The organism is Arthrobacter sp. 18067 (assembly GCF_902706295.1).
In the GTDB taxonomy this organism is placed as follows: domain Bacteria; phylum Actinomycetota; class Actinomycetes; order Actinomycetales; family Micrococcaceae; genus Arthrobacter.
Map to the genome: position 1 here is coordinate 508,905 of NZ_CACSJJ010000001.1, position 19,835 is coordinate 528,739.

General features: G+C 58.7%; 15 protein-coding genes. 6 read left to right on the top strand and 9 right to left on the bottom strand.

Translation table 11 applies throughout. The features are described 5' to 3' along the window. Window positions 1–576: a hypothetical protein gene (locus tag GVL04_RS02165; RefSeq protein WP_159698818.1), complete on the bottom strand. Its 576-nt coding sequence runs from the start codon at window positions 574–576 to the stop codon at window positions 1–3. 337 nt (window positions 577–913) lie between these two features. Further along, on the bottom strand, window positions 914–2,083 hold the full coding sequence (locus GVL04_RS02170; RefSeq protein WP_200846716.1) for a M20 family metallopeptidase: 1,170 nt from the start codon (window positions 2,081–2,083) through the stop codon (window positions 914–916). A 394-nt stretch (window positions 2,084–2,477) separates the two neighbouring features. On the opposite strand from GVL04_RS02170, the gene GVL04_RS02175 reads away from it, so the two are divergent. Beyond that, window positions 2,478–4,229 (top strand): CdaR family transcriptional regulator, encoded by a 1,752-nt coding sequence (locus GVL04_RS02175; RefSeq protein ID WP_200846717.1) that lies wholly within the window; start codon window positions 2,478–2,480, stop codon window positions 4,227–4,229. Window positions 4,230–4,411: 182 nt separating this feature from the next. Here the strand turns inward: GVL04_RS02175 and GVL04_RS02180 are convergent, their stop codons facing one another. The 7 genes from GVL04_RS02180 to GVL04_RS02210 all read right to left on the bottom strand — a co-directional run bounded on the left by GVL04_RS02180 (window position 4,412) and on the right by GVL04_RS02210 (window position 13,523). After that, the gene (locus tag GVL04_RS02180; RefSeq protein WP_159698821.1) at window positions 4,412–5,491 is read right to left on the bottom strand and encodes a dipeptidase; all 1,080 of its coding nucleotides are present in this window, start codon (window positions 5,489–5,491) and stop codon (window positions 4,412–4,414) included. Window positions 5,492–5,940: 449 nt separating this feature from the next. After that, window positions 5,941–7,338: a serine hydrolase gene (locus GVL04_RS02185; RefSeq protein WP_159698824.1), complete on the bottom strand. Its 1,398-nt coding sequence runs from the start codon at window positions 7,336–7,338 to the stop codon at window positions 5,941–5,943. Between the two features lie 70 nt (window positions 7,339–7,408). Continuing rightward, window positions 7,409–8,989: an ABC transporter substrate-binding protein gene (locus GVL04_RS02190; protein WP_159698827.1), complete on the bottom strand. Its 1,581-nt coding sequence runs from the start codon at window positions 8,987–8,989 to the stop codon at window positions 7,409–7,411. Between the two features lie 91 nt (window positions 8,990–9,080). Further along, entirely contained in the window at window positions 9,081–9,887 is an 807-nt protein-coding gene (locus GVL04_RS02195) for an ABC transporter ATP-binding protein (protein ID WP_159698830.1), read from the bottom strand. Next, window positions 9,884–11,677 (bottom strand): dipeptide/oligopeptide/nickel ABC transporter permease/ATP-binding protein, encoded by a 1,794-nt coding sequence (locus GVL04_RS02200; RefSeq protein WP_159698833.1) that lies wholly within the window; start codon window positions 11,675–11,677, stop codon window positions 9,884–9,886. The genes GVL04_RS02195 and GVL04_RS02200 overlap by 4 nt, the downstream gene beginning before the upstream one ends. Before the next feature lie 8 nt (window positions 11,678–11,685). After that, window positions 11,686–12,744 (bottom strand): ABC transporter permease, encoded by a 1,059-nt coding sequence (locus GVL04_RS02205; RefSeq protein WP_159698836.1) that lies wholly within the window; start codon window positions 12,742–12,744, stop codon window positions 11,686–11,688. A gap of 275 nt (window positions 12,745–13,019) precedes the next feature. Next, window positions 13,020–13,523 carry an Lrp/AsnC family transcriptional regulator gene (locus tag GVL04_RS02210; protein ID WP_159698839.1) on the bottom strand — a complete coding sequence of 168 codons (504 nt, stop codon included), beginning with the start codon at window positions 13,521–13,523 and terminating at the stop codon, window positions 13,020–13,022. A gap of 147 nt (window positions 13,524–13,670) precedes the next feature. On the opposite strand from GVL04_RS02210, the gene GVL04_RS02215 reads away from it, so the two are divergent. The 5 genes from GVL04_RS02215 to GVL04_RS02235 all read left to right on the top strand — a co-directional run bounded on the left by GVL04_RS02215 (window position 13,671) and on the right by GVL04_RS02235 (window position 19,774). Further along, entirely contained in the window at window positions 13,671–14,756 is a 1,086-nt protein-coding gene (locus GVL04_RS02215; protein ID WP_159698842.1) for a Glu/Leu/Phe/Val dehydrogenase, read from the top strand. Window positions 14,757–14,758: 2 nt separating this feature from the next. Further along, a complete protein-coding gene (locus GVL04_RS02220; protein ID WP_159698845.1) occupies window positions 14,759–15,841 on the top strand; it encodes a thiamine pyrophosphate-dependent enzyme in 1,083 nt (360 codons plus the stop codon). Continuing rightward, window positions 15,838–16,827, top strand: a complete 990-nt coding sequence (locus GVL04_RS02225; RefSeq protein WP_159698848.1) for an alpha-ketoacid dehydrogenase subunit beta — start codon at window positions 15,838–15,840, stop codon at window positions 16,825–16,827. The genes GVL04_RS02220 and GVL04_RS02225 overlap by 4 nt, the downstream gene beginning before the upstream one ends. A 16-nt stretch (window positions 16,828–16,843) precedes the next feature. Continuing rightward, a complete protein-coding gene (locus GVL04_RS02230) occupies window positions 16,844–18,166 on the top strand; it encodes a dihydrolipoamide acetyltransferase family protein (protein WP_159698851.1) in 1,323 nt (440 codons plus the stop codon). Between the two features lie 402 nt (window positions 18,167–18,568). Next, window positions 18,569–19,774, top strand: a complete 1,206-nt coding sequence (locus GVL04_RS02235; RefSeq protein ID WP_159698854.1) for an acyl-CoA dehydrogenase family protein — start codon at window positions 18,569–18,571, stop codon at window positions 19,772–19,774. Window positions 19,775–19,835: the final 61 nt, after the last annotated feature.

Here is a 19,835-nt window from a genome sequence, read left to right on the forward strand (position 1 = left end):
TTACTTTCCTCTCGTCACGATGTAGCTGCCTGTTTGTGGCTCAAACCCTTCGACACGTCCGCCACGGGACAGGGCGCCAGCCAGAACTTCTCGTACTGCAGTGCGCCACTCCCGTCCAAGTCCTGGGTCCACGTGTCGAAGGTTTTCGATGTCTTCGGGAACCCCGACCAACAACGTAGCTGCGCTGGTATCAGCCACCACGGGTTGGCCAGCGCGGCCTACGGTTAGTGCGGCGACGCTGTTATGGTCCGCCGTGGCCGGCGTACTTGTTCCCGGCGTTGCATCGCAGCGCCGGATCACGCCCGGGCTCGCAAGATTCCATTCAAGGAGGAGCCGGTCTGACTCGTCGGTTCCGTTGATATCGTCGAGCATGGAGCCGTAGTAGTTGACCAGATACTGGGAAGACATACCGCCAAGTTTGTGGAAGTTGAAGAACGCGTTCCGGCGAACCAGAGGATCAAATGTCCACGTGATGGTGTCCACTTCGCTCTCCAGGGCATGGGCTCGCTGGTCCAGCTTCAACGCATAACCGACGCCGCGCGCTTTGCCGCTGACTCCGGCGATGTGGCTGTGCATGCTCCGTGATTCCGGTGGCCCCCAGAACCCGACGCAGGCTCCAACAAGTTGCCCAGTTTGGAATGCACCCGATACGTAGCTGTTGGCGGAGCTGATGCCTCGTAGCAATTCTTTGGCCATTAGTGAGGATCCGGGCTCCGGATGCCAAATGGAGTCGAAGAGAGCTTCGCAAGCGATGAAGTCATCCAGATGCCTCAACGGGCGTATCGCAACATTGGCGAGCGAGGCCGCGCGCAATGCAGATTGACGGGCGGTCGACGTGTGGCCCAAGGAATGATTTGAAGGGTCAGAAATGATTTGCGACATGTCTCGAGCTTGGTTGAACATAAGTTGTCAGTCACCGTCCAATTGCACTAGTTATTGGCTCGTCGTTGGTCTCAGCGACCGGCAAAAGAGTGTGCTTAATCAGTCCGGCCACGAGGGCAGTTCTCCGTGGAATTTCGGCCACGACTGAGTGTTCGTTGTCTGCATGGGCCCCGCCACCAACTGCACCGAGCCCGTCGAGAGTGGGTATTCCGAGTCCGGCGGTAAAGTTGCCGTCCGAGCCGCCTCCCACTCTCGCGCCTCCGAGCTCTCCCAATCCAAGGTTCAAAGCCACAGCGCTGGCACTCTCGAATAGCGAGGACGACATAGTTTCTTCCATCGGAGGGCGATTTACCCCGCCGGCGATACTAAGAACTGCCCCGGGCAAGACGGCCGTCAAGGACCGCATTCCGATGTCCACCCTGTCTTGCTCTTCCTGAGTCCATGTCCGGACGTCCACCGATATGTCTGCGGTTGCAGGTACGGTATTTGTCGTGGTCCCCGCCGAAAGCACTGTGGGGACCACACTCGTCCCTTGCAGTTCCGAAGCCAGAGCCGCAATTCGCAGTACCTGATGGGACATCTCGACGGCCGCGTTGATTCCTTTCTCGGGTTCGAGCCCCGCGTGGGCAGCCCTACCCGAGACGCTCACGCGATAACCAGACATTCCCTTGCGACCGATTTTGAGGGCCCCACCATCGGCCGAAGCCTCAAGTACAAAGACAGCGGCACATTCGGACGCGGCGGACTCAATCAGATGTCTCGAAGTATGTGAACCAATTTCTTCGTCGCCGGTTATCAGGATCGTCACTGAGGATCCCGGATCCAGGGATGCTACGGCATAGAAGGACATGACAACTCCAACCTTCATGTCGAAGTTTCCTGGGCCACGGAGGATGCCTCCGTCCTGGGCATAGGGGTGCTTCGCCAACGTTCCGTGTGGCCAGACGGTGTCGTGGTGCCCGAGGATCAGGACCCGGCGCTCCCCCTCACCCAGCCTCCACCGAAGGTGTGTGCAGCCATCTATGACGATTCGTTCCCCTTCAACACCCAGGACACGTTCGCCGAGAGACAACACCTTATCTGCGCTATGGGCGACGGCCCTCAGATCAGCGGACGGCGACTCGGTTTCGACGAGGATACGAATGTCTTGGAGCATTGGGTCGGTGAGAGCGCGGAAGTGGTTAAGGCGTTCTGTTGTCATACCGGAGTTCTTTCATTCGTGGGATGGAGTGGACATGATTCCCGAACAATTCGACAAGTTCGGTGTTGACGGCATCACGTTGAGAAGGAGCCCTTGTCAGATCAGATCACTTCGACGATGAGATCCATTTCGACGGGATAGCTCATAGCTAGCGAAGCCACTGGCCCGGGATGATCGATAGATCCTCGATCCACAAACAGTTTGCCCGGATGTGTACACCAGATTGTCGGTCCGCACTGAATGGGACGGAGTCGTGGACATACGAGCCTCCTGTAGAAATGGATTGATTTTGCGGCGCGGCGACGACCGCAAGGGGCTTACGCCAAGGATCAGAACGGAAAATCGTCTGCGATTCTGAATGCCGCTCATGGATCCAGTCTGGTGGAGACACCTGGTGAAAACACCGTCAAAAATCACCAATTGCTTCGATATTCATGTGCGGAAGTACGAAGATGGTGCATGTAGAGTTGATAATTGGAAGCAGGGAGCGAACGAATGGTCGAAGATGATTAGTCACGGAACCCGACTTGATAGTGTCGTCAGCAACCTGGCAGGCACACTGCTGGAGATGGTTGCCGGCAACATGGACCGGACTGCTCTGGTCACTGACGTTGCCATCGATGATCCGCGCGAACAGGCGGAGCTGCGACCCGGGGCCATGCTTTTGTGCATCTTTGCCGACGTCGAACATCTGCCGGGATTGATCGATCGCGCCGTCGCGAACCAGATCCCCGCCTTGGTGCTTCGTACCCCACTTAACCTTCCGGCCGAGCTGCGCGCCACCATTGAACGAAGTGGCGTCGTGCTGCTCGGACTTTCAGCTGGTGCGACATGGACCCAACTTATTGTTCTTCTGCGATCCCTGCTGGCCTCCAGCGCCGGCGCGGAGGAACTCCTGGCCGGGTTGCCTGCGGAGGACACGTTCGCTCTGGCCAACGCGATCGGGGCACTCCTCGACGCGCCAATTACTATCGAAGACCGCTCTTCCCAGATTCTGGCATTCTCTGGTCGCCAGAATGAAGCCGACCAATCACGCATTGAGACAATTCTGGGGCGTGTAGTTCCCCAATATGCCAGGCAAGCCCAGGAACGGGCCGGCGTTTTCAAGCGACTGTACTCCAGCGAGAAACCAGTGTTCTTCGACACCCCCCAAATTTTGGGAGAGGCCGGACTCCCCCGGGTTGCGATTGCAATACGAGCCGGAAATCAAGTACTCGGTTCGATTTGGGCCGCTGTTCGGGAGCCGTTGAGTCCCGAAAAGGAACAGATTCTGGTTGACGCCGCGAAGGTCGTTGCACTTCAACTGTTGCGTCACAGGGTCAGCTCGGATGTTGACCGGCAGGTTCGGTCAGATCTCATCGCATCCGCTTTGGCGTCCGGACAAGCTGCGATAGGGGCCATCGAGCGTCTGCGCCTCGTGCAACGCACAGTAGTGGTGCTTGGCCTGTCTCTGCTTGGCGATACGGCCGGTGAGTCGTCATCTGATCAAACACGCCAACAAATCCTGGAACGGACCGCTCATGCATTTGCATTTCATCTTTCGGTGGCTGCTCCGGGGGCTGTAGCCGCGCTTGTCGGCGACGTGTGTTACGCGATCATGCCTGCGATGACACGGCAGGGCGCCACAAACCTCATATCCATGGCACAGCGGGTTTCGAAAGACTTCCTCGACCGGACACCGGACAGAGCCGGCGGCGCCGTCATCGGGATTGGTCGCGTTGCGGACTCCGCTGATCCGACGGAGCTTGCCCGCTCCCGCAACGATGTGGACAGAAGTCTGCGCGTCCTGAAACGGGGCTCTGGGAGCCGTGTCGCACTATTCACCGATCTCCAAATGGACGCGCTTCTACTGGACATTGGTGACCAATTGCGAAGTGAGGGCGGCCTCGTTGATGGCCCTGTCGCCCGAATCCGTCACTACGATAAACAACACGGTACCTCTCTGGAAGAAGCACTCGAGCTGTGGTTGGACAGTTTCGGAAACGCACTGGGCGCGTCAGCGGCGCTGGACTTGCACCGCAATACCTTCCGATACCGTCTTCGTCGCGCCGCGGAGATTGCGCAGGTGAACCTTGACGACCCTGACGAGCGGTTCGCGGCCATGCTCGAATTTCGACTTAGTCGGCTGCGGCGTGATGTTGACTGACTGCGAGCCAGCGTTCGCACGATGACTGTATCCCGGTACGTTACCTCGAAGGCCTCAAGAAGCGACTTGCTTGCCGACGGGAAATCGTGGGTTTGCTGATGAGGACGGCCGGTTTGGCAAGTGCCCGCAGCTCTCTCTTGTTCGAGCGAATTCCGGGCAGACTTGCACTAACCGGGTACCACCTACTGCGTCGACGAAACCGATTCCATGCTCGTAGCGTCCAGAACTCGCAGCAGGTTATCTCCCATCAACTTGGCGAGTTCGGCTGAGGTCCAACCACGCTCAGCAAGCCGGTCAATTAGCACTGCGAAAGCCGAAGTGTCGTGCAAGCCGTCAGGGAAATCACCGAACCCGTCGTAGTCGCTTCCCAGACCTATGTGGTCGATGCCAGCGATGTTTCGGGCATGCTCAATATGCTTGACCACGTGCTCGACCGTCACTGGCGGGCGGGGACCATTACGCCCCCCGTCAAACCAGCTCCTGTATTCCTCATCGAGGAACATTGGCACGAAGGCGACCATAATGACGCCGCCGTTGTCAGCCAAGGAACGGAGAACGTCATCTGGTACGTTGCGCGGGTGATCACAGATAGCCCTGCATGAGGAGTGACTGAAGATGACCGGCGCAGAAGAGGTCTTTATCGCATCGCGCATCGTGTCAGGCGAGACATGGGAAAGATCGACCAGCACGCCCAGGGCATTCATCTCCCTTACGACCTCCCGGCCAAAGTCAGTGAGTCCACCATGGACCGTGCTATCCGTCGCGGAATCAGCCCACGAAGTATTTGAATTGTGTGTCAGGGTCATGTACCTAAGTCCGAGCCGTGCCATCATTCTTAGAACGCCCAGGGAACTGCCGATGCTATGTCCGCCTTCGGCTCCGAGCAAAGACGCGATACGTCCCTTCTGCCAGATACGTCGAACATCGCCACCTGTGCGGGCAAGCTCAAAGGTCTGCGGATACCGGCGGATCATCCGGTAGATGAAGTCGATTTGTTCAATCGTGTATTGCACGGCATCTGCTTCAGGTATTTCCCCCGGAGCGTAAACGGACCAGAACTGCGCACCGACTCCGCCACTGCGCAGCTTTCCGATATCGGTTTGGAAATTGGAGTCCTTCTCGAGCCCGTCGACTGAGTAGTTTGCCGCGCCGCGTGCTGCGTGCGCGAGATCGTTATGACCGTCGATTAGAGGGGCGAGGTCGAATGCCCTTATGGCCTCAGGATGGCGTAGCGCGGGTGGCCGAGTGTTGGAAGTTTGCATGATGTTCCAGTTTCATTGAGGTTCGAGTGTTTGTTTGAAGCATTGAAAGGCTGGCCCGTGCAATTTTTGAGAGCGCCGCACCGGCCAGCCGCGCTAGGCACGAGGGTTGCCGCACAACCGCGTGCCTCCGATTCGATGGTCGCCGGCATGCAGCTCCGCTCATCTCCCGTGATGAGCAGCGAGACGCCGTTCAACGTCTCGACACCACAATGCATTCTCAGGATGGAAGAGCCCACGAGGGCTCGTACTATGCCCACCTTCATGTCGAGGCAGCCAGAGCCTGGGCATCATCGGACAGCGGCTCGCATGCGACAAGGGCGAGCGAGTCCCCAATCGGCTGTGACCGGCGTGCGTTAGCGGCATCAAGACGATTCGGTTGTGCCATGGATGTGACTCCTGGGATGTGTGCTGGGCAGGGCGACTGATGTGGACCTGCCCAGCACAAACGTCTAGTCGCTCGTGAGTTTGTACAAGCGGGTGCTGAAGAGGTAAGGGTCTCCGTCGATCACGAGATGGGTGAATTCGTGTGACTTACCATCCACTTCAATGAGGAACCTGGTGTTCGACAAAGGAACGACAGGAAATGGTGGAGCTTGCGGCTCACCGTTGACATCCTCTTTGGCGATGACGGTGAGGTAGTACCGTCCATCTTCTTCGAGGGCCAACTCATAGCGGTTGGATGTCGACTCATACGCCCCCAGAATCGTTGTCAGGTCGCATGATTCGGCAGGCAACCCGGCCACAGGCTTGGGGCTGGCGAACCCCAGTTCGACACCGATTGCCGTCTCGATCTCCTCAGCCAGTCCCGAGCCTCCGCGCGAGTTCGTCAACACACCGATCGCCATTTGCAGTTCAGGGAACGTCTGAAGCCGGGCGATCTGCCCGATCGTCGCTCCGCCATGATAGGCCGACCTCACAGTTCCCCAATCCGATAGAACCCAGCCCAGCCCCCAGGCTTGGTCCACTGTCGAGTCCGCAGTCAGATCAAATTGTGGTGTCCGCATGAGCTTCGCGGACTCCGCGGACAATATGCGTTCATCACTCAGCGCCAAGCCGTCCCGTAGATGCGCCGCCGCGAATGTCAGTAGCGACGACATGGAGCCTGTGACGTTACCGGCAGGTCCAAGGGATCGTGGCAGCATCCATCGAGTCGTGGGAATAACCTTGTCTGCTGATGCAGTGTCTGGATTGGCGAGGTGGCCGACGGCAGTACTGAACAGCGGCGCCTCCTTCGTCCGTGTAATGACGTGGGTTAGCCCGAGCGGCCGGAGAAGCCTCTCCACGACGACGTCATCCCATGGCTTGCCACGCAGGACTTCGATGATCCGGCCAGCGACTCCAAATGCCGAGTTGCTGTAGCTTAGATGACCGCCGGGCGGAGTGACGCTGATGGCGGTGGCCAGTTCATCGACATATTTCTCCAGGTAGTCGTCGTTGTCGCCGGTATCGGTGAACAGGTCTCCATCAATGCCGCTGGTATGCGTGAGGAGTTGGCGGACTGTGATCTCTTTGGTGTTCGCGATATCGGCGATGGAGAACGCCGGCAGGATCTCCACCACAGGGGTCTCCAGCGTCAGTTCGCCTTCATCGACGAGCTGCATGATCAGCGTAGTTGTCCAGACTTTGCTGATGGACCCGTATTGGAAGAGCGTGTCGGGTGTTACCTCAATTCCGGTGGCGAGACTCGTCACGCCCGTGGTCATGACACGCAGGTCTGGGCGGCCCTCCCCGTCCAATGCAATCACCCCCACCTGCACACCAGGTACAGAATACTTTTTTGCCAGAGCATCGATCCGGTTTTGCCATGCCTGCGAGGCAAGAAAATCGTCGGGGAGTTGAAACGTCATTGCTGATCCTTACGTGGGTAGGTGCCATAGAATGTGGCCCGGACTGTGCCGGGTCAAAGTGCCGCCGTTATTAGCCCGACTGCCGAATCGACCAAGGATCGATCTGGAGTGACCGATTCGCGGTGAACCCACGTGTATAGGTGGTGTTCTTGATCCATCCGATGCCGAGGATGTCGGCGTTCGATACCAGTGCGCGCTCGGCAATCTGCCAATCCGGGCACCCTTGGGTGCCGAGTTTGTTGCTGGCCAGAGCCACGTGCTCGTTGTAGGTGGAGTTATTGATCTTCGAGAAATTGCTCGATGTGGAGCCGCTGAAGAACGGGACGAGCGTCGTCGGGAACGGCGCCCCTACGTACCAGTCAATGACATCCCAGTCGCCGGTGCCTGAGGACTTCAGATCGTTGAGCACAGCCGTATCGCCACCCCTGAGAGTTACATCCACGCCGAGTTTCTTCCACTCATCGGCCAAGAACTCGAACGCTGTGGCCTTTTCAGTGCTGTTTCGGTACAGGAGCTTGATGGACAGCCCCTGTCCGTCTTTGCTTCGAACGCCGCCTGCTCCGACCTTCCACCCTGCATCGTCCAGTGTTTTCGCAGCTGCGGCGGTATCAAACGCTGGAGCGGACTTGTGCACGTCTTCGATGGCGCAGGTCGTCGGCTTCCCGCTTAGGAGCGACTGGAATGGTTCGCCCTTGCCGCCGGCCATGATATCGGCCATCGCCTTGGTGTTGGTGCTCTGCACAAGGGCCTTGCGGACAGCTGGGTCAGAGGCTGGCCTGGAAGCAGCCTGGTTGAAAAACAGCTCCGTTGAGCCGGACTTCAATGGCAACCCGGGGATCCCCTGGGCATCGAGACGGGCAGCATCTGGTCCCACGACTGTTCCGGTGTTGATGCTGCCTGCCAGCAGCAGGTTGGCCCGCGTGGTGTCATCACTCACTACGGAGACCGTGACGGTTTTGGGTAGACCGGCAGTCTTGGACGTGGTCCCGTCCGGGCCCCAAGTGTAGTCGTCACGACGGGTCAGCGTGTAACTCTCGCCTGGCTTTACGGCGGACAGGGTGTAGAGCCCTGTTCCGTCAAACGCGGATGAGTACTTGTCCGGGCTGGCGATCGCTTTGCCGCATGCGATGAACACTTGACCAAGCAATTCGAGGAAGAATGAATTCGGTGTCGGGGATGTCACTGTGACTGTCCTTGCCGAGTTGTCCGCTTTGGCCGTCATTCCGACCGGCACAAACGTACCCGACACGGGTGAAGAATTCTTGGTATCTGTAATCCAGGTGAAGTTGTCTGCCACAGTCTGCGCGGTCAGTGGCGAACCGTCGCTGCACGTTACGCCGTCTTTGAGCGTAAACGTCACTTCCGTTGATGACGCAGTCCATTTCTCCGCCAACCACGGCTTGGGCGTGCCATTGTCATCGACTGTGATGAGGCTGTCGTATCCGAAGGCCATAAGCTGGCGCGAGTCGGCAAAGGTCGAACCCTGCGGAAACAGGTTTCCAGGATCTGTCGACAGTGCCCAATTAAGGGTGCCATCCGTCACAGCGGCCGCTGGCTGGCCCGTTCCTGGGCTGCTGCTGGGGCTGCAGGCCGTCAGAACAAGAGCTCCGGCCGCCGCAACGGCGAGAACGGGTAGGTATCGAACCTTCATGGTGCTATTTCCTTTGTTTGTGCGGGACGTTCGAGTGGGGTGTGGGGTATGTGTGGCCAGGTGCGGCGCGGGTGACACTGCAGCGGGTAGCTCACCGATGAGCGGGGACGAACAACGGTTTGCCCATCTCGGGGACTGCTTCGATCAGCGCACGAGTCGATGGGTGCTTTGGTGCAGTGAGAATTTCATCGACGGGCCCGAACTCAACCAGATCACCCTTGTCCATCACGGCAACGTAGTCACAGGCATATCTGACGACAGCAAGGTTGTGCGAAATGAACAACGCCGTGAAGCCAAGCTCGGACTGGAGTTTGCGAAAGAGGTTGAGGACTGTTCCTTGTACCGACACATCCAGGGCAGAGGTAATCTCGTCAGCAAGCAACACGGACGGTTTTGCGCCAAGTGCACGAGCCAGTGCAACCCGTTGCCTCTGCCCGCCCGACAAACGCCGAGGGTAGTGCCCGGCGTAGGAAGAATCCAGACCCACTAGACCAAGCAATTCCTGCGTTTCTGCCGCTATCTGACGACGCGAGGGCAGTGGTTGCTTGGATCTGCGGTAGCTGGCATGCAGCCCCTCGGCGATCGAATCTCCGATGGTCATCCGAGGGTTTAGGGACGAATATGGATCCTGAAAAACCATTTGAACCTGGCTTCGACGCATCCGTCCTGCCCGGTTTGACTGCAACAGAGTACGTCCATCGAGCAGGATGTCACCGGAGGTTGCGTGCTCCAGTCCCACTGCCACACGGGCTATTGTGGACTTCCCGGATCCTGACTCGCCCAGAACACCGACTGTACTTCCCTGGGGAACCATGAAGCTGACGTCCTTGACGGCATGGACGGTTTTGGGTCCGCGTCCGAAATCGACCACCAGGTTGCGAAACTCGAGCGAGCTCATGACTTGTCCTCCTTCATGAAGTCGGCCACGGTAGCCATCGGGCGCGAACGGTCGGTCGTTAGTGTGGGAATCGAGGCCATCAAAGCCTTCGTGTAGGGGTGAACGGCGCTCCCTGCGACCAGGTCGGCGCTGGATATGTCTTCCACAATTTCACCGTGGTACATCACCAGAACCCGTTCACAGAATCCGGTCACGAGTGCAATATCGTGCGAGATGAACATGACCGCTGATCCGTGTTCGACGGCAACGCGGTCCAGGACCTGCATGACCGTTCGCTGAACCGTCGCGTCCAATGCAGTAGTGGGTTCATCGGCGATGATGAGCTTCGGTGTTCCCATCAAACCCATGGCAATCATGGCGCGCTGCCGCATACCACCCGAGAATTGGAACGGATACTGGCGGGCCCGCATCTTGGGGTTCTGTATACCCACTTCTGCCAGCCTGTCTGTGGCCTGATCGCTGGCCTGTGTTCGAATGGCTCCACCGTGGAGGAAGGCAGTCTCAGCGACCTGCGGACCTACGCGGAGCGAGGGATTAAGCGAGGACATTGGGTCTTGGAACACCATTGACATCTTCAGACCCAGGTCAGCGGCATGGGTCGTGACTTCGCGTTCACTCATTCCGGCGTAGTCGACCCCATCAAATGCGATGGCGTCTGCCTCGACCCTTCCTGGGTATTCGATGAGCTGAGCAACAGCCAGGGCTGTGAGGCTCTTGCCTGAACCCGACTCCCCGACGATTCCCACACGTTCTCCGCGTGCAATATCGAAACTTACTCCGCGAACCGGTGTTACCCACTTGCCCAAAGCCGGGAACGACACGTGAAGGTCGCGAACCGATAGAACGTTTTCGGGCTGCGGCGCCACCGCCCTGTCCGGTTCGGGCTTTGCCGAGCGGCTGGGCAAACCGGCCAGCTTGCGCATCGAGATCACCGGAGTCACACCTAAGGCGCGGCCGATGGTGTCACCGAGCATGGTCAGCACGATTCCGGCCAGGGTCACAGCGATTGCCGGCGTCAATGCGGCCGCCGGCGACACATACATGCGGGCGAGACCCTCGGACAAAAGACGGCCCCAATCGTACGCAGGAGCCTGCAGACCAATGCCGAGGAACGACAGTCCTGCCATCGCGGTCAGGCTGCTGGCGGCCGCCATCGTCGCGTTGACGACAATAACGTCAGTGACGCTCGGGATGATGTGCCGGAACAGGATCGCTGTCCGCGGCACGCCGAGGACTTTCGCAGCGCTAACGAAATCCCGCCCAACGACGCTCGCCGTCATCGTCTGGCACAGTCTTGCGATGTCCGGCACTATGGCCAATCCCAGTGCAAAGACCGCCCCCGTAGCCCCCTGCCCAAAAAAGACCGCAAGAAACAGAACCAGAAGCAGGGCCGGAAACGCCACGAGCATGTTGACGACCGCGGTCACGAGTCGGCCGATCCACGGCGGCAGGATGCTCGGAAGGCAGCCCACAATGACGCCCAGTGACACGCCGATAAGGGTTGCCAGCATGCCGTACATCAATGATGTGCGCGCGGCTACCAGGGTACGGAGCAGGATGTCGCGGCCAGCAGAATCGGTCCCCAGAAGGTGCTCGGGACTTGGCCCTTGAGCAATCAGGTCGACGTTGACCTCAGTTGCTTCGGCACCCCAAAGCGCGGGAGCGAAGATGGCCAGCCCGACCAAAAGGACCGTGCCGATAACGGCGATGGCTCCTGTCGGTGTCCGCATCTGGTGAACAAATGATCGTATTCGTCGGGTCGCTGGCGCGACGGTAGTGAGTGTAGTCATCGGGTCCTCTAAAGTTTTGTGATTCGGGAGCGCGGGTCAACCGCCGCAATCAGGAGATCGACCACCAGATTGATCAGCAGTATGAGGACGCCATAGACCATGACGATGCCCTGCACCAGGGGATAGTCCCGATTCGTGATGGAACCAACCACCACTGGTCCCATTCCCGGCCATGCAAACACCGTTTCGACAAAGACGCTGCCCGCAATCAGCCCGCCAAACAGCAAGCCCGCGAACGTCAGAGTCGGAGTCACCAGATTCGGCAGTACATGGCGAAAGAAGAGTCGGGACTTCTGCATTCGTTTGGCCCTCCCAGTCCTGACGTAGTCAGCCTCAAGCACGTTAAATGTTTCGGCACGAACAATTCGGGCCAGGGCGCAAGTAGAGCTAAGCGACAGTGCCAGGACGGGAAGTACGTATGACGAAGGACCTGAGCGTCCTGCCACTGGGAAGACCGGGGAGGTGATCGCGAACATGTATATCGAGATGGCCGCAACAACGAACACCGGTGCGACCGTCAGGAGGCCAGTGACACTGGAGAACATCGCGTCCAGCCACCTGTTGCGGCCGCCGCGTGTCGCTTCACCCATGGCCATGCCCAACGGAATGCCGACCAAGAGAATCACAATGATCGACAGAACCGAGATCTCCAGCGTTGCTGGCATCCGCTGGGTAATGACGTCAAACACGGGAAGACGAGTGCTATATGACTTTCCGAGATCACCGTGGAACAGGTTCTCCCAGAAGTGGAAATACTGCGTGAATACTGACGTGTCCAGGCCGAGTTCCGAGCGCCGGACGGCGATCTGCTCGTCCGTGGCCTCAGGACCAAGGGAGAGCCGTGCGGGATCTCCTGGCAGCAAGCGCACCATGAGATACGCGGCCGTGACCAGTACAACCACTGAAATCACCAGCCGAATCAGGCGTCTGGTCAGATAACTCACCCAAGGATTGGTGCTGGCGGCCTTCTTCGCCGGCGGTGCAACCACATCCACCTGCAAAGGCCCCTCAGAAACCGCCACGGCGTCTGGGCTATCGGGCGGCGCCGATGAAATCATGTTCTTCATAGAGCCATCGTGGCAGTGTGGCACGGCTCACGTCGTGGGTAATTAGCATCAATTTCGAACGTAACTTTAGTGCTTCTGACCAAGATGGTTCCCAGTGCGCAGATACGTCGAACACCGAGGGAACTGGCAGAGACATCCCGCCGGCTGAAGGCGGAGGGGCAGGACTGGAAGAACCTGATGGACCGCACGCCATCTCAATGGCGGAGGGAACTCAGCAGCACCTGGATGAAAAGAACCCTGGCCCTGCCAAACCCCTCAACCATGCGGACGATGGCTTAGCCCGGTAGAGCAGTAGATCGTCCCCACCCGGCTTCACTGGTCAAGTGATCCAATAGAGGCTGTACACGGTAGGGCATGGGAGTGCTGATTGACATTGTCGTGTTGGAATGCCGAACCCCCCGGATTGCGATCATCCGCCCCACGGCTTGCTGCAGCTGGGTGAGTGTTGCGGCTGCCACTTTGACCAGGAGATCCTCCCTGCCGGCCTGCGTTGTCACCTCAAGAACTTCTGGGATTTCACCTAGAGCGGTGATTACCTGTGCGAGTTGGCGTTGATCCAGTTCCAGCCCCACGAAAGCCTGGACGGGAAGCCCGGCGGCTTCGAGATCGATGACAGGTTTGTAACCCTTCAATATCCCTAAGTCCTCGAGTCTCTGAAGACGGGCAACCACGGTATTCCGGGATATCCCGAGCTGCCCGGCCAGCTCGGCAACCCCCGCCCGCGCGTTGATGTTAAGACGCTTCAGCAGCTCTGAATCAAGGCGATCAATTCTGGTCATAATGTCAAGAAGCCTTCCTGGTTGAATAAATCACATTGGCGAGATGTGCAGTTGTTGGCAATTGAGTTGACCATATCAAGTCGTAGATTGACAGTTAGTCCAACATATCCGTTCGTTTCCCTTGGACTACCTGACAGAGGAGCCAGCATGTCTTCCACTTTGACAACAGATCTCGGAGGCGGTGTGGTCGACGACCTGTCACATGAGCTGGCAGGAACCCACGAAAGCGTCAAAGTCTTCAGGGACGAGGCAACAGGCCTGCATGCCATCGTCGCCCTTCACAACACGTTCCGCGGTCCGGCTCTCGGAGGAACGAGGTTCTTCGCCTTCGAAAGCGATGCGGCCGCCCTGAACGATGTACTCCGGCTTTCCGAAGGCATGACCTACAAAGCAGCAGCAGCGGGTTTGCCGCTGGGCGGCGGAAAAGCTGTGATCGTCGGAGAGCCGGCCACCATTAAAACGCCCGAATTGCTGAGGGCCTATGGGCGTTTTGTCGACTCCTTCGCTGGTTCCTACATAACCGCTGGCGACGTGGGCACCACGTCCTCAGACATGGACCACATCGGTGAATCGACCAAATGGGTGGTCGGGCGAAATGCAACAAAAGGAGGGTCTGGCGACAGCGGGTACTCAACCGCGCTCGGTGTTTTCACCGCGATGGCCGCCGCTGCGAGGACCATCTGGGGCAGCGAAGGCCTCACGGGCCGCTCAGTTGGCGTCGAAGGAGCCGGCAAGGTCGGCAAGCAGCTAATCACCATGCTTCTGGAAACCGGCGCTGACGTAGTCCTCGCTGAATCCCATCCGGCGTCGATGCAACGTGCGCTGACAGAGCACCCGGACATCCGCATTGCACCGTCAGTGATCGACGCTGAAGTCGACGTGTACGCGCCGTGCGCCATGGGCGCCACCCTAAACCCAAAAACTGTCCCATCGATTCAAGCACGTCTGGTGTGCGGGGCAGCCAACAACCAATTGCTGAACGCAGATGTGGAAAATCAGCTCGCAGCCCAGGAGGTGCTGTGGGTGCCTGACTATGTAGCCAATGCCGGGGGACTGATTCAGGTCGCATCCGAGATTGACGTGATCCAGCCCGACGAGGTCGGGATGCGCATCAGTCACATCGGATTGACCGTCACGGAGATCCTCCGAATTGCCCTGGAACGCTCGACCACGCCTGGCAACGCTGCCGACACTCTAGTCCGGGCCCGTCTCGGTGCCGGGAGTAAAGAATAACCATGAACGACGAACCTATCTCGTTGTTGAACGCTGGAGGAAGCTTCACCTCCAGCCCGGAACTGCCGTTCGAGACGGACTCGACCGATGTGCTTGCGCTGTACAACGACATGCTCATGGCCCGAACAGTCGATACGGAGGCTATCGCCCTTCAACGACAGGGTGAACTGGGCCTCTGGCCCTCAATGCTCGGACAGGAAGCAGCACAAATAGGGGCAGCTCACGCCCTCCTCCCCCGAGATATCGTCTTTCCCACCTACCGGGAACACGGTGTTGCCTGGTGCAGAGGCGTTGACCCGGTTGATCTTTTGGGGCTCTTCCGCGGAACTACCCTCGGCGGGTGGAACCCCACCGAAAACAACTTCAACCTCTACACGCTGGTAATTGGCGCCCAAACTCTCCACGCCGTCGGATATGCCATGGGCATCCTAAGAGATGGCGACGTCGGCACCGGAGACCCCGATCGTGATCGAGCCGTCCTGGTATTCCTGGGCGACGGGGCCCTCAGTGAAGGCGAGACCAATGAAGCCTTTGTCTGGGCGGCAGCTCAGCACCTCCCTGTGGTCTTCTTTTGCCAAAACAATCAGTGGGCTATTTCAGCGCCATACTCAGTACAAAGCAGGGTATCTGTCGCACAACGGGCCCAAGGCTATGGATTCAAAGGCGTACGCGTCGACGGCAACGACGTCTTCGCCTGCCTGGCAGCAACACGCGAAGCGCTGGCAGCCGCACGTGCCGGCCAAGGGCCAACCTTGATTGAAGCCCTCACGTACCGCAGGAACCCACACACCACTTCAGACGACGATGGCCGCTACCGGACGCTTGCCGAAAATGATGCGTGGGCAGCTTTGGATCCCATCGACCGTCTCCGGACCTACTTGCAGTCCACAGGGCTGCTCAACGACGCAAATGTCGAAGACATTTCCCGTCGGGGAAAAGCACTGGCCGAGCACCTTCGGTCAGGATGCCGTGCACTTCCCGTCCCAGGGCACGCGTCACCATTTCAAAACACCTATGCCGAATTGCCGGATGAACTCGAGCGACAGATGAACGAACACCTGGAATTTGTAGAGGCAGCGGAATGACCACAATGACAAGCCGGATGCCTATTGCCCACGCTCTGAACCTCGGGCTGCGGCACGCCATGGAGGCCGACGAGAAAGTGATGCTTATCGGAGAAGACATCGGTCAACTCGGCGGAGTTTTCCGTGTGACCGACGGCCTCCAAAAGACCTTCGGGGACCACCGCGTTGTTGACTCGCCGCTCGGTGAGGCCGGCATTGTGGGAAGCGCCATCGGGCTTGCCATGGCTGGCTACCGCCCCGTCTGTGAAATCCAGTTCGACGGATTCGTATTCCCAGCGATGAACCAGATCATCACGCAACTGGCAAAATACAGGCACCGCTCGGAAGGCGCAGTTACGCTACCTGTGGTCATTCGGATCCCGGTCGGCGGTGGTATAGGGGCCATTGAACACCATTCCGAGTCCCCCGAGGCCTACTTCGCACACACTGCCGGCCTCAAAGTCGTGAGCCCGTCCAACCCCCAGGATGCCTACGACATGATGAAGCTCGCCATTCGCAGCAATGACCCGGTCATCTTCCTGGAACCCAAACGCAACTATTGGCTCAAGGGCGACGTAAGCACCAGCACCACCACCCCGTCAGACCTCGACAGAGCTGTGACGGTCCGGAAGGGCACCGACCTGACTCTCGTGACCTACGGCGCGCTCGTGCCGGTCGCAATGAAAGCCGCCGACGTCTGTCAGGAAGAGGGCCGGAACATTGACGTGATTGACCTTCGATCCCTGTCACCCATCGACGACAAGGCAGTCGTTGCCTCCGTCCAGAGGACAGGCCGTCTCGTCGTGGCCCATGAAGCGTCACGATCCGTCGGCCTGGGAGCAGAATTGGCGGCACGGGTACAAGACGAAGCATTTTATTCGCTGATTTCGCCGGTTATCCGCGTAACAGGATACGACACGCCGTATCCTGCCAGCCGTCTCGAGGAGGAATGGCTCCCCGGGCTGGACCGCATTCTCGACGGTATCGACCGAAGCTTCACCTACTAGAAGACAAGACGCAACCATGAGCATTAAACAGTTCTCCCTGCCGGACGTCGGCGAAGGCCTTACCGAGGCCGAAATTGTCACCTGGCTCGTCAAGCGCGGCGACATTGTCGAGGTCAACCAGGCCATCGTCGAGATCGAGACCGCTAAGTCATTGGTGGAGCTTCCATCGCCGTTTGCCGGAGAAGTCCACGAACTTCACGCCGTGGCTGGCGAAACCGTAGACGTTGGAAACCCCATCATCAGCATCGAAACAGGCGAAACCGGGACAACGGACACCTCGCCGACACCGGTAGAGGAAGCCCTACCGGCCATGGAAACAGGGGAAGACCCCAAGCTCCTGGTCGGGTACGGTGCGCGGGAAATCGGTACGCACCGGAGGCGAAGGAAAGTGAAAGGTAAGGTGCCCGCCGAGCGGCCCTCTGTTGCACCCATGAGAGCCGTGGGGGGTCCGCCAAAAGCGTCCCCACCGGTCCGCAAGCTGGCCAAAGATCTTGGCCTGGATTTGGCCGCTATCACCCCTACAGGGGAAGACGGAGTCAGGACGCGCGCAGACATCCTCAAAGCATCCGCAGGTACAGAGTCCATTGCGGCTGGGCAAGACTCCCCGGGAGCCGGGACGGATGTTGCAGACAATGATGAACTGCGGATCCCCATCAAGGGAGTCCGCAAGCACACCGCGGCGGCCATGGTTAAGTCCGCATTCACGGCGCCCCACGTTACTGAGTTCGTCAGTGCCGACGTGACGAAGTCCCTTGAGCTCTTACAGCAGGTGGGCCAGCGCCGGGACTTCAGGGACGTCAAACTGACCCCGCTGACGTTCGTTGCCAAGGCATTCTTGAAGGCGCTCCGGGACACGCCGGAGGCCAACTCGCGCTGGGACGATGCGGCACAGGAAATTGTCCAAATGCGAAAGGTAAACCTCGGGATCGCAGCTGCTACGCCCAGAGGTCTGGTCGTGCCGAACATCAAGGGCGCAGAAACCCTGTCGCTGAAGGAACTTGCCCTGGAAATCAATGCCCTCGGCTCTGCGGCACGAGAGGGAAAAACACCCCAGACAGCCATGGCCGGCGGGACGGTGACCCTTACCAATATCGGCGTGTTCGGAATCGATACCGGCACACCGATACTCAACCCTGGCGAAACAGCCATCCTCGCGGTGGGAACCGTCCGCCGGATGCCTTGGGTGATACAGGACGAGGAGGGTGAACGGCTCGGTATCCGGTCGGTTCTGCAGCTAGCTATCTCGTTCGACCACCGTGTGATGGATGGACAGCAGGGGTCTCGGCTGCTGGCTGACACAGCCGCAATCATGACCGAGCCGGGGCTCTCACTTCTCTAGCGGGATAGAGCCACAATCTCGCGCCAACCAGTTAGCCCTGGAAAACGGGCGGCGCCGCATCGATAGCAGCCGTGTGGCTCGAAAGAAGACGATGAAGCCAGCAAGAAACTCTCCCGGCGTTCCAGGGACGCTCGTCCGTGACTGGTCGCAGCTAGCGGGCTACCACGTGTACGTAACCCTGGACCACATTCACCTCCGGTCCGGGAAAGTCGAGGAAGTAACGCGAGACGGATGTGCTCTATGGGTTGCGCCCGAAGGTGGGTTCGGTCGACAGCTTATAGATCAAGGATCAGGCTACCGGGTGCTTTTGGAGGCTGAGCAGTACGCCATCGTCCGCCGACGCCGGGCAGCCCTCGCCGCCAAATCCGATCTGTCCTAACAAGCCAAGAAGAGACATACGCCATGACACCGTTCAAAGAAGACGGCCTGCCCGCCGTCACAGACGCTAACCACGGGACACCCTATCCGGACGGGGACCTTTTGATGCTGGAGGATCTCCTCACCGGTGAGGAGATCGATCGATACAACGCAGCCCGCGCCTTTCTTCAGCGTGAGGTACGGCCCATTGCAACGGACTATTGGAACCGTGCCGAGTTCCCGTTTGAGCTTCTGCCTAAACTTGCAGCTCAGAACCTGTCCGGCCTGAACACTTCCAGCCATCTCCTCAGCGGGCTTATCCAGATGGAGTTCGCACGGGCCGACACATCGATTTCCACCTTTTTTGGCGTCCACCACGAGCTCGTTGCAACCGCGATTATGGATCTGGGCTCTGACGAGCAGCGGCGGAACCTTCTTCCGGACTTCCTGGCACTGAAGAAGATCGGTGCCTTTGCTCTGACCGAGCCTGAGAACGGGTCGGATATATCTCGATCCATCGTTACTACTGCTGAACGCGTTGGTGATGAGTGGATCCTAAACGGTGCCAAGCGTTGGATCGGGAACGGCACGTTCGCCGACTATGTCCTCGTCTGGGCAAAAGACGTGTCCGATAACGAGATCAAGGGCTTCCTGGTAGAGAAGGACCGGGAAGGATTTCGGACACAAGCCATTGAGAACAAGACCGCTGTGCGCATCGTGCAGAACGCTGACATCGTGCTCAAAGACGTCAGGATCCCGTTCACAAACTGGCTGCCCGGAACGACATCATTTAGGGACACCAATGTCCTGCTACGCAACTCGAGAGTCTGGGTCAGTTGGCAGGCTGTCGGACAACAGTTCGCCGCATTTGACGTCGCCAGAGAGTACGCCCTTAAACGGCACCAGTTCGGAAAGCCAATCGCCTCGTTCCAAATCATCCAAAGCCAACTCTCCAAGATGATGGCTAACGCAACAATGTCCCTATCGCTGATGATTCAGATGGCCCGGCTTCAAGACAGCGGAAAAATCACCATGGACCAGGCGGCTCTTGCCAAAGCCAGCTGCACCGACAGAATGCGCGAGTCTGTGGCTCTGGGCAGGGCGATGCTCGGTGGCAACGGAATCAGCACCGACTTCGAAATGGCGAAAATTTTTGCAGATGCCGAGGCGATCTACTCCTACGAGGGAAGCTATGAAATCAACAGCTTGCTCGTTGGTCGAGCCGTCACCGGCATTTCTGCATTCATCTAACGCGAACACTAACTATCCCACGTCTGGGCCAATTACCCCTTGGACCAAGACGTAGTCGAGA

Coding starts and splice junctions, on each gene's coding strand:
- GVL04_RS02165 (WP_159698818.1), bottom strand. CDS start 576: ATGCACAGCCACATCGCCGGAGTCAGCGGCAAAGCGCGCGGCGTCGGT.
- GVL04_RS02180 (WP_159698821.1), bottom strand. CDS start 5,491: ATGCAAACTTCCAACACTCGGCCACCCGCGCTACGCCATCCTGAGGCC.
- GVL04_RS02210 (WP_159698839.1), bottom strand. CDS start 13,523: ATGACCAGAATTGATCGCCTTGATTCAGAGCTGCTGAAGCGTCTTAAC.
- GVL04_RS02215 (WP_159698842.1), top strand. CDS start 13,671: ATGTCTTCCACTTTGACAACAGATCTCGGAGGCGGTGTGGTCGACGAC.
- GVL04_RS02220 (WP_159698845.1), top strand. CDS start 14,759: ATGAACGACGAACCTATCTCGTTGTTGAACGCTGGAGGAAGCTTCACC.
- GVL04_RS02200 (WP_159698833.1), bottom strand. CDS start 11,677: ATGACTACACTCACTACCGTCGCGCCAGCGACCCGACGAATACGATCA.
- GVL04_RS02225 (WP_159698848.1), top strand. CDS start 15,838: ATGACCACAATGACAAGCCGGATGCCTATTGCCCACGCTCTGAACCTC.
- GVL04_RS02195 (WP_159698830.1), bottom strand. CDS start 9,887: ATGAGCTCGCTCGAGTTTCGCAACCTGGTGGTCGATTTCGGACGCGGA.
- GVL04_RS02205 (WP_159698836.1), bottom strand. CDS start 12,744: ATGAAGAACATGATTTCATCGGCGCCGCCCGATAGCCCAGACGCCGTG.
- GVL04_RS02230 (WP_159698851.1), top strand. CDS start 16,844: ATGAGCATTAAACAGTTCTCCCTGCCGGACGTCGGCGAAGGCCTTACC.
- GVL04_RS02185 (WP_159698824.1), bottom strand. CDS start 7,338: ATGACGTTTCAACTCCCCGACGATTTTCTTGCCTCGCAGGCATGGCAA.
- GVL04_RS02170 (WP_200846716.1), bottom strand. CDS start 2,083: ATGACAACAGAACGCCTTAACCACTTCCGCGCTCTCACCGACCCAATG.
- GVL04_RS02190 (WP_159698827.1), bottom strand. CDS start 8,989: ATGAAGGTTCGATACCTACCCGTTCTCGCCGTTGCGGCGGCCGGAGCT.
- GVL04_RS02235 (WP_159698854.1), top strand. CDS start 18,569: ATGACACCGTTCAAAGAAGACGGCCTGCCCGCCGTCACAGACGCTAAC.